Annotated in this window: 8 protein-coding genes; 6 read left to right on the top strand and 2 right to left on the bottom strand. The window is 49.9% G+C overall.

The genetic code is table 11. From position 1 onward, the window contains the following. The first annotated feature begins 29 nt into the window (after positions 1 to 29). The 6 genes from ACI32D_RS03015 (at position 30) to ACI32D_RS03040 (ending at position 8,223) form a co-directional block, all read left to right on the top strand. Positions 30 to 485: a MarR family winged helix-turn-helix transcriptional regulator gene (locus tag ACI32D_RS03015; RefSeq protein ID WP_439775172.1), complete on the top strand. Its 456-nt coding sequence runs from the start codon at positions 30 to 32 to the stop codon at positions 483 to 485. Positions 486 to 539: 54 nt separating this feature from the next. Further along, entirely contained in the window at positions 540 to 2,297 is a 1,758-nt protein-coding gene (locus tag ACI32D_RS03020) for an ABC transporter ATP-binding protein (RefSeq protein WP_439775173.1), read from the top strand. Further along, entirely contained in the window at positions 2,290 to 4,053 is a 1,764-nt protein-coding gene (locus ACI32D_RS03025) for an ABC transporter ATP-binding protein (protein WP_439775174.1), read from the top strand. Before ACI32D_RS03020 ends, ACI32D_RS03025 begins: the two co-directional genes overlap by 8 nt. Before the next feature lie 126 nt (positions 4,054 to 4,179). Then, entirely contained in the window at positions 4,180 to 6,108 is a 1,929-nt protein-coding gene (locus tag ACI32D_RS03030; RefSeq protein WP_439775175.1) for an alpha/beta hydrolase family protein, read from the top strand. A 47-nt stretch (positions 6,109 to 6,155) separates the two neighbouring features. Beyond that, entirely contained in the window at positions 6,156 to 7,157 is a 1,002-nt protein-coding gene (locus ACI32D_RS03035) for a D-2-hydroxyacid dehydrogenase (RefSeq protein WP_439775176.1), read from the top strand. Between the two features lie 157 nt (positions 7,158 to 7,314). Beyond that, positions 7,315 to 8,223 carry an alpha/beta hydrolase fold domain-containing protein gene (locus tag ACI32D_RS03040; protein ID WP_439775177.1) on the top strand — a complete coding sequence of 303 codons (909 nt, stop codon included), beginning with the start codon at positions 7,315 to 7,317 and terminating at the stop codon, positions 8,221 to 8,223. A gap of 125 nt (positions 8,224 to 8,348) precedes the next feature. Here ACI32D_RS03040 and nth read toward each other — a convergent pair whose 3' ends face one another. Together nth and ACI32D_RS03050 are read right to left on the bottom strand one after the other, a co-directional pair. Continuing rightward, positions 8,349 to 8,978: an endonuclease III gene (gene nth, locus ACI32D_RS03045; RefSeq protein WP_439775178.1), complete on the bottom strand. Its 630-nt coding sequence runs from the start codon at positions 8,976 to 8,978 to the stop codon at positions 8,349 to 8,351. A 20-nt stretch (positions 8,979 to 8,998) separates the two neighbouring features. Next, the gene (locus tag ACI32D_RS03050) at positions 8,999 to 9,646 is read right to left on the bottom strand and encodes a DnaD domain-containing protein (protein ID WP_439775179.1); all 648 of its coding nucleotides are present in this window, start codon (positions 9,644 to 9,646) and stop codon (positions 8,999 to 9,001) included. Positions 9,647 to 9,791 lie beyond the last annotated feature (145 nt).

Genomic DNA, 9,791 nt, shown 5'->3' on the forward strand with positions numbered 1-9,791 from the left:
AGTGAATCATTGAAAAGGAGGTTTTTATTTTGAAAGAATTTGGCCAACCAAAAATTGAAGACGCGGACATCCCCTTCCAAATCAAGATGATCCACGATGAAATCAGCCGGCAGATGACCCAGCACATGAAAAAGCTGGACGTCACCCCATCTCAAGCAGCAATCTTGCGGCAATTTTCACTGGCTGGCAAGCGGCAGCTGCCTCTTAAACTGCTTGAAAAGCAGCTCCACATCGCCCAGTCAACGGTAGCCGGCTTGGTCAAGCGCCTGGAAGAAAAAGGGATGATCCAGCTGGTTGAGGATCCCCAGGACCGCAGAAGCAAGCAGGCCCGGATCACTGACAAAGGCCTGGAAGTCGAAGGCAAAGCCAAACAGAACATGATTGAAACCAGAGACCGCCTTTTAAGCGGAATGACTGAGACAGAGCAAGGAATTCTCCACTCTCTTTTGGTCCAGGCTTACAAGTCGATTTATCAAGCCAAATAATGCCTAAATTAATAGCTAGGTATCGTTATTTCGATTTTCGTTAAGGAGGAAAAGATGAAGAAAGCACTGCATTATCTGACTCCGCGGGAAGCTGCCCAAACCGCAGTCTGCTTTTTAGCCATCATTATGACCGTCTGGCTCAGCCTAAAGATGCCGGACTATATGTCAGCCATTACCAAGCTGGTTGAAACGCCCAAGGCCCAAATGGGCGATATTTTGGTCCAGGGGGCCTGGATGTTGGCCTGCGCTGTTGGGGCTGGGATCGGCATGATTCTGGCCAACTACCTGGCCGCCCTTGTCTCGGCTGGCCTGGCTAAAAGCTTGCGCCATGAAATGTACCAAAAGACTATCCACATGGCCATGCAGGATGTCGACCGCTTCTCAAGTGACTCTCTTATCAACCGCACAACCAACGATATCACGCAGATTCAGAACTTTATTGGCATGGGGATGTCATTTATGTTCATGTCACCGATCATGGCCACTTGGGCGATCGTTAAAATCTTGAACAAGGCCTGGCAATGGACCGCGGCAACGGCACTGGCCCTCTTGCTGATCACGGTTGTACTTGCCATCGGCTTGACAGTTGCCATGCCCCGCTTTAAAAAGATCCAGTCCTTAAACGACAACCTGAACCGAGTCACCAGAGAACAACTGTCCGGGATCAGAGTCGTCCGGGCCTACAATGCGGAAAAATACCAGCAAGACAAGTTTGCCCGGGCTAACAACGAACTGACCGACAACAACATGACCGCCTTCCACGTCATGAGCATCTTCAACCCCTCCGTTCAGTTCATCAATTCATTTTTGCCCCTGGTTATCTATCTTTTAGGTGCATCCCTGATCACCAGCGCTTCTAGCGGGCAAAAGCTGGGGATTTTTTCCGACATGGTCGTCTTCTCCAGTTATGCCATGCAGATTGTCATGAGTTTTATGATGCTGTCCATGATCGTCTTTCTCTGGCCCCGGGCATCCGTTTCCGCCCAAAGAGTCAGCGAGGTTCTAGATACTCCTGACTCAATGGCTGACGGAACTGAAACTGCCAGTCAAGGTCCGGCAGGCTCTATCGAATTCAAAAATGTTTCCTTCAAATATCCTGGCACTAGCGGTGAAGTGCTGAAGAATCTCTCTTTTAAGGTCGAGCCTGGTTCAACTTTTGCCATTATCGGCAGCACCGGGTCGGGCAAGACTACCCTGCTGAACTTGATCGTCCGCTTTTATGACCCAACTAAAGGACAGATTTTGGTCGATGGCCAGGACATCAAGTCCTACAAGCGGACCAGCCTCCGGGACCGGATCGGTTACGCGACCCAGAAGGCCATTTTGTTTAAAGGAACAGTCAAGTCCAATATCAGCTTTGGCCAGGCCGACCGGGTCAAAAGCGCGGAAGAGCTTGACCAGGCGATTGAAACCGCCCAGGCCAGTGAATTCGTTGACCAGATGCCTGGAAAAACTGACGCCCCGATCGCCCAAGGCGGCAGCAATGTGTCTGGTGGGCAAAAGCAGCGGCTTTCTATTGCCAGAGCTGTTGCCCGCAAGCCAGAAATCATGCTTTTTGACGACAGTTTTTCCGCTCTTGACTTCCAAACCGACCGGCTTTTGCGGGAAGCTTTAGGCAAAAAGCTAAAAAACACTACTAAAGTTATCGTTGCTCAAAGAGTCAGCACTATCAGAGACGCTGATCAGATTTTGGTCCTGGAACACGGCAAGGCCGTTGGCTTGGGCAAGCACGACGACCTGCTCAAGAATTGTCCAAGCTACCAGGAAATCGTCTCTTCACAATTGTCAAAGGAGGAAATGAGCCATGAGTAAGAAAAATACAGGTTTTGCCTCCAACCTGAAGACCGCTAAAGAGTTTATCGCCTACCTGGGCCGCTACCGGCTCGGCTTGATTCTTTCCATCATCGTCGCGGTTATTGGTGCCCTTTTGAACGTCTGGGGACCAAGCAAGCTGTCAGAAGTCACCAACTTGATCTCCGCAGGCTTGACCGGCCCGATGAACATGAAGAAAATTGGCTCAATTGGTACTTTCTTGATAATAATCTATTTCATTGCCGGCCTCTGCAACCTTTATCAAGCCTGGACCATGTCCACGATTACGCAGACTATGACCAAGCAGATGCGGCAAGATATTTCCGCAAAAATCAACCGCATCCCCCTAAAATATTTTGACGGCCACACAACCGGCGACACCTTGAGCCGGGTAACCAACGACGTTGACACCATTGGGCAAATGATGAACCAGAGTATTTCCAACCTGGTCTCCTCTTTGGCCATGCTGGTCGGTTCCATCGTCATGATGCTCATGACCAACTGGATCATGGCCCTGGCCGGGATGATTACCGCCCTCCTGGGCTTCATCTTCTCCACCGGCCTCATTTCCTCATCACAGCGCTACTACAACAGCCAGCAGCAAACGCTGGGCGCTTTAAACGGGAAAGTTGAGGAAAGCTACACTGGCTTGGCAATTGTCAAGGCCTACAATGGAGAAAAGCAGCTTGGCCAGGAATTTGACCAGGTCAATGACCAGCTTTATGAATATGCTTGGAAATCCAATGCTCTTTCCGGCTCCATGAATCCAATCATGCAGTTTGCCGGCAACGCTGCTTACGTGGTTGTCTGCATCGTCGGTGCCATCGCCGCCCACCAAGGGCAGATCGGCTTCGGGACCATCGTGGCCTTCATGATCTACATCCGCCTTTTCTCAGAGCCCTTGCAAAACCTGGGGCAAATGGCTTCGAGTTTAGAAATGCTGCTGGCCGCTTCCCGCCGGGTCTTCGACTTTTTGGACGAAGAAGAAATGCCAAAAGAAGAAGGCAAAAAGCATCTGGATCACGTTAAAGGCCAGGTCAGCTTCCGGCATGTGGTCTTTGGCTACAACTACCCAGAGCAGGTTATCGTCCACGACTTCACCGCTGAAGTTGCTCCTGGTGAAAAAGTTGCCCTGGTTGGGCCAACCGGCGCCGGCAAGACCACTATCGTCAACTTGCTGATGCGCTTTTATGAGATCAATTCCGGCTCAATCAAGATCGACGGCGTCTCTACCAAAGATATTACCAGAGAAAACGTCCACCAGCTCTTTGGCATGGTCTTGCAAGACACCTGGCTTTTTAACGGGACTCTGAGAGAAAACCTGGTCTACAACCAAACTGGAGTAAGTGATGAACGCTTGGATGAAGTCTGCCGGGCAACTGGCCTCAGCGACCTGGTTGACCAGATTGGCTATGATACCCCGATCAAGGCCGACGACCTGTCAGCCGGGCAAAAGCAACTGATTACCATTGCCCGAGCCATGATCAAGGATGCCCCGCTTTTGATTCTGGACGAAGCAACGTCCAGTGTTGACACCAGAACTGAACTCAAGGTCCAGGCTGCCATGGACAAGCTGATGGAAGGCCGGACCAGCTTCGTTATCGCCCACCGCCTGTCTACTATCCGGGATGCTGACCTGATCCTGGTTATCAACCACGGTGACATTATGGAGACTGGTAACCACGAGGAGCTCCTGGCCAAGGGCGGCTTCTATGCTAGCCTTTATAACTCGCAATTTGAAAAGGCTGATGACTAATATAGCTGGAATACTTGCTGTAAAAAAGCAGGTATTCCGGCTTTTTTATCTGCTAAAATATATGGCAACAGGATAAAAACAAGAATAACTGTCAACAATACTTACAAAAATAGAAAAGAGGAAATTATGGAAGCAATTCAAATTGAAGACTTTTTGCACTATGCCAACCTGGGCAAGCTCAAGGCCAAGGGGCAGAACCTGGTCTGGGTCAAAGGACTGCCAGATGCCTGCAAAAAAGACAAGTATCTCTACACCTTAGAGACCTTGAAAGACGGGCAAGTTGCTCCCCTTAGCTCCTTTGGCCAGGAAAAGGACTTCGTCTTTCTTGATGAAAACACGGTCTGCTTTGCCGGTAACCGAAGAAAGGAAAAAGGCAAGACTTTTATCTACCAGCTCTCTTTGACTGGCGGTGAAGCAAGGGAAATCGCTGCTTTAGAGGGAGAAGATTTCGTGGTCGAAAAGGTCCTAGAAGACGGCCGCTTGCTCTTAAGCCGGCGGGTTGACCTGCGCGAAGCGGAAAAGAAGCAGGATCCGGATGAAAAAGATTATGTGGTCTTAGACGAATTCCCTGCCTACTTCAACGGCGATGGCATTATTTCCAAGTTCCGCGACCGCCTCTTCATTTTTGACCCGGCCCAAAATGAACTGACTGAGCTCTTAAAAGACGACCCATATTTCAACTTTGACCTTCATTATGTGAGCGGCTCTGTCCTCTACTTCACCGGGGACTCTTACACCAAGTCCAAGGCCCGCAAGTCCGCCCTCTACCAGATAGACTTAAAGAGCTTGGAGTATCGCCAGCTTTTGCCAAAAGAAGAATGGTCAATTTTTGCCATTTGCGTCTTAAAGGGCCAGCTCTACCTGGTGGCCACTGATGAAAAGCGCTACGGCACTGAAGAAAATCCCCAGTTTTACAAGTATGACTCAGAAAAGCAAGAATTAGCCTTAACCGCGGCTTGGGAAGACTGCTGGGGCGACTGCGTTGACACCGACCTCTGCCTGTTAGACGTGCGAACCAGTCAAGTCTTTGACGACTGCCTTTACTTCACTACTACCAAGGTCGACCACACGGTCTTGGAGTGCTTTAACGGTGAAAAAATTACTCCAGTCTTTGAATTCCCCTCAATCGAATTCTTTGACTTTACGGAAGATGGCACTTGCTGGTTCACCGGTCCAAATGCCAACGAGACCCAGCAGCTTTACAGCTTTAAAGACGGACAGCTGACCAAGCACTCCAGCTATAACGAAGCTGCCTTAAAGGACCGCTATGTCGCTTCTGCTGTTCAAGTTGACTACCAGAATTATGCTGGCAATACCCAGCACGGCTGGGTTCTTTACCCGAAAGACTTTGATGAAAAGCAAAAATATCCGGCTATTCTCGACGTTCACGGCGGGCCAAAGACCGTCTACGGGACGCCATTTTTCCATGAAATGCAGGTCTGGTCAGGCAAGGGCTACTTTGTCTTCTTTGCCAACATCTACGGCTCCGACGGCCAGGGCAACGATTACGCCAACATGCGGGGGCACTGGGGCCGGGAAGACTACGATGATTTGATGAAATTCACCGATGCAGTTTTAGCTCAAATCCCGCAAATTGATGAAAGCCGCCTGGGTATTACCGGCGGCTCTTACGGGGGCTACATGACCAACTGGGTGATCGGCCATACTAACCGCTTCAAGGCTGCCGCCAGCCAGCGGTCCATGTCTAATTGGTTGAGCGATGCCTTTATGTCTGACGTGGGTCCTTGGGAAGACCTTTACTCCATTGATGCTAAGGATCTAGATGAAAAGCTGGACTACGCCTGGCAGCAGTCTCCTTTGAAATACGCTAAAAAGGTTACCACGCCGACCTTGTTCATTCACTCATTGGAAGACTACAGATGTCCTTTGCCGGAAGGGATGCAAATGTTTCGGGCCCTGCTCTACTACGGGGTAGAAAGCAGAATGTGCCTCTTTAAAGGCGAAAACCACGAGCTTTCCAGAAGCGGGCAGCCAAAACACCGGATCCGCCGCTTGCAGGAAATTACTGCCTGGTTTGACCAGCATTTGCGGTAGAATATAAGTAGTAAAAAGCAAAAGCTGAAGTAACAAAGGAGTTTTTTATGACTAAAATTGCCATGTATAACGTCAGCCCGATCGAAGTGCCTTACATTGAAGACTGGGCTAAGAAGAACGATGTTGAAGTCAAGACGACTGACCAGGCCTTGACCAGCGCGACTGTTGATTTAGCTGAAGGCTGCAGCAGCGTTTCCATCAAGCCCCTGGGCCCGGTTGACGAAGAAGTTGTTTACCAAAAATTGAGCGAATACGGGGTCAAGTGCATCGGCCTCAGAATCGTCGGCTTCAACACCATCAACTTTGACTGGACCAAGAAGTACAACTTACTGGTGACTAACGTCCCAGTCTACTCCCCGCGGGCCATCGCTGAAATGACGGTTACCCAGGCCATGTACCTTCTGCGCAAGATCGGGATCTTCCGCTACCAAATGGACCATGACCATGACTTCACCTGGCCAAGCAACTTGATCAGCAATGAAATCTACAACTTGACTGTCGGCTTGATCGGGGTCGGCCACATCGGCAGCGCTGTAGCGGAAATTTTCTCAGCCATGGGGGCCAAGGTTATTGCCTATGACGTGGCTTATAACCCGGAATTTGAACCATTTTTGACCTACACCGACTTTGACACGGTTTTAAAGGAAGCTGACATTGTCTCCCTCCACACCCCACTCTTCCCATCAACTGAAAACATGATCGGCGAAAAGCAACTGAAGGAAATGAAGAAGTCTGCCTACTTGATCAACTGTGCCCGGGGTGAATTAGTCGACACTGAAGCCTTGATCAAGGCTTTGCAAGATGGTGAAATCGCTGGTGCCGGCCTGGACACCTTGGCTGGGGAATCCAGCTACTTCGGCCACAAGGACCTTAAGGACAGCGAAATTCCAGAAGACTACAAGACCCTGGCCAAAATGCCAAACGTCGTCATCACTCCTCACTCAGCCTTCTACACGGAAACTTCCATCCGCAACATGGTGCAGATCTGCCTCAGCGACCAATTGACCATCGCCAAGGGCGGTCGGCCAAGAAGCATCGTCAACCGGTAATTTTTACTGAATCTATAAACGCGAAAACACCGTCAGTTTAATCTCTGCCGGTGTTTTTGGTGTATTGTAATTTCTATTGAAAACGCTGACTTTTTGCCTGGAATAATCCTTTTTCCTGCCCTACAATTGAATTAGCATGTGAAAAGGAGAAAAAATTATGGAAATAAAAAAATGGTCTTACGCGGATTTTCCGGAATACCAAACCGACTTGCCTGACGTAAAATATATCGACAGCACAGGCGATGAAGTCAGAGTCCTCTACCACCCAAACGTTAAATACGCTGATTATGGCGGGCAGAAACTAAGCTTGCAGATCTTGGAACCATCCACGCGGAATCACCCAAATGGTCTGACTTACCCGATCTTTGTTTACGTGCAAGGCTCTGCCTGGATGAAACAAGATGTTTACCGGGACCTGCCCCAGATGGCAAAAATTGCCGCTCTCGGCTATGTCGTCGCGGTTGTCGAATACAGAGGCAGCGACGTGGCTTCCTTCCCCAAGCCGATTCTGGATGCCCAAAACGCCGTTCGTTTCATGAAGCTGCACGGGCCCGAATACCAGGGCGACCCAAAGCGGGTTATTTTAGCGGGCAATTCTTCTGGCGGCCACACTGCCGTTTACGCCAGCTTTTTCCCGGAAGGCGAAGACAATCTCTACCCTGATGTAAATACCAAAGTAAGTGGTGTAGTCGACTTTTACGGCTCTGTCTCCGTCATGCGGGAAGACAGCAACCCGACAACCATCAACCACCTGCAGGCTGACAGTCCTGAAGGGATGGAAATGGGCCGGGTTGACTTAAGAGAGCAGGCAGACCTGCGCCGGAAATTGTCAGTTGAGTGCAATATCAGCAAAGGTACCGATATTCCGCCAGTTTTGATCATTCATGGCACAAAAGACCGAACAGTCAACACAGCCGGCAGCACCGACCTCTACTTGAAATTAAAGGAGTGCGGCAAAGAAGCCTCCTATATCTTGATCAAGGGTGCTGACCACGGCGGCGGTGAATTCACCTCTCCAGCTGTTTTAAAGGAACTGGATGCTTTCATCAAGCATGTTTTAGCATAATATATATAAAAAAGACCGCCTTCTCCGGCGGCCTTTTACATGCCCAAAACTTCTTTTTCAATCGTGTCAAGGCAATCAATTTTATCATGACTATCCCCTGCAAAAAGTTATTCTTTTTTCTTAGCTTATTCCAGGTAGCTGTAGGGATCCGGGTTCTTGGCCCGGGCGGGCATCTTGTAGCGGCCAAAGAAAATCATGGCATGGTGGGTATGGATCCACTCATCTTTTGGCAGCAGCTCTTCCAGCCGCTTCTCCACCTGCAAAGGAGTTGCCTTCTCCGGCACGATCTTGAACTTCTTGGCAATCCGGGACACATGGGTGTCGACCGCGATGGCCGGAATCCCCCAGCCTTCAGCCAAAACGACATTGGCCGTCTTGTTGCCGACCCCGGCTAATTTGACCAGGTCCTCCTTCTTGCCCGGTACCTGGCCGCCGTATTCATCAACCAGGGTCTGGGACATTTCCTTGAGGTGCTTGGCTTTAGAATGATAGAGGCCAAGCCGGGAAATATCTGCCTCGATTTCCTCCTGGCTGGCCGCCGCCATGGCTTCCGGGGTCGGAAAATCCGCGAAGAGCTGCGGGGTCACCTTGTTGACCATCTTATCTGTCGTCTGGGCGCTGAGCAGGACAGCGCAGATCAGTTGGAAACGGTTGTCCCAGTTCAGCTCCCCTTTAGCCTCCGGGAACATGGCATCGATCCGCTGTAAAACGCTTCTTGCTTCTTCATCACTCAAGAGCTTTTCGTCTTTTCCCATCAAAATCCTCCGTAAACTTACTAACGATTTCTTTCCAAGTACTGCTGGACCTCGCTTGCGGTCTTTAAATTCATTCTCTGCCAATTCAGCAAAATCCGGTCAACGTACTTGAAGCTCATAGCCCGGGACAAGACTGCTTCCCGAAGAGCCAGCTTGATTATCTCCGGGGCATAGTGATCCAAATTCAGCCAGTCCTGGATTTCTTCCCGCTCAATCGGGGTCAAGTAGCGGCCAAATTCAATCTCAAACTCCCGGGCCAGGTCACTCATTGGGTCGTTGTTCAAGCTGTCCTTAGCTTCTTCTAAAACTTCCCCATTCATGTCCTTGACCTGGACATGCTGGTCTAGATACTGGTCCAGCTTGTCATAGAGCTCATCCAGGCTGTAACGGCTGCTGATCTTCCCGCTGGCGTCCTTTGCCTGCCTCAGTGACAGGCAGCCCTTGTCCAGCAGGCTCTGGATCAAGAGAGTGACGTCGCTGACGCTGAAATTGGTGTTGGCCGCAATTTTTTCATTGCTGGGGAAGTAATTTCCCCTTTGAAAAAAAGCTTCCAGCTGCAAGACCAGGACCAGTTCGGCTTCAGTTAGGCCTAAGCGGGCATAGTAGGCAATCAAGCCGTTGCTGATGCTGGTCACTCCCAGCTGCCGGTAAAAATTGTAACTTGGCATTTTCTCACGTTCTTTCACAAAAAATAAAAGAGTGAGTTAACTCACTCTTTTATTTTAGCTTTTATACTTGTTAAAAAACAACTAATGCGCTTATGGCTGCATTCTGTTGATCATTCTTGGGAATGGAATAGCTTCACGAACGTGG

The organism is Lactobacillus sp., assembly GCF_051873315.1.
Taxonomy (GTDB): Bacteria; Bacillota; Bacilli; order Lactobacillales; family Lactobacillaceae; genus Lactobacillus.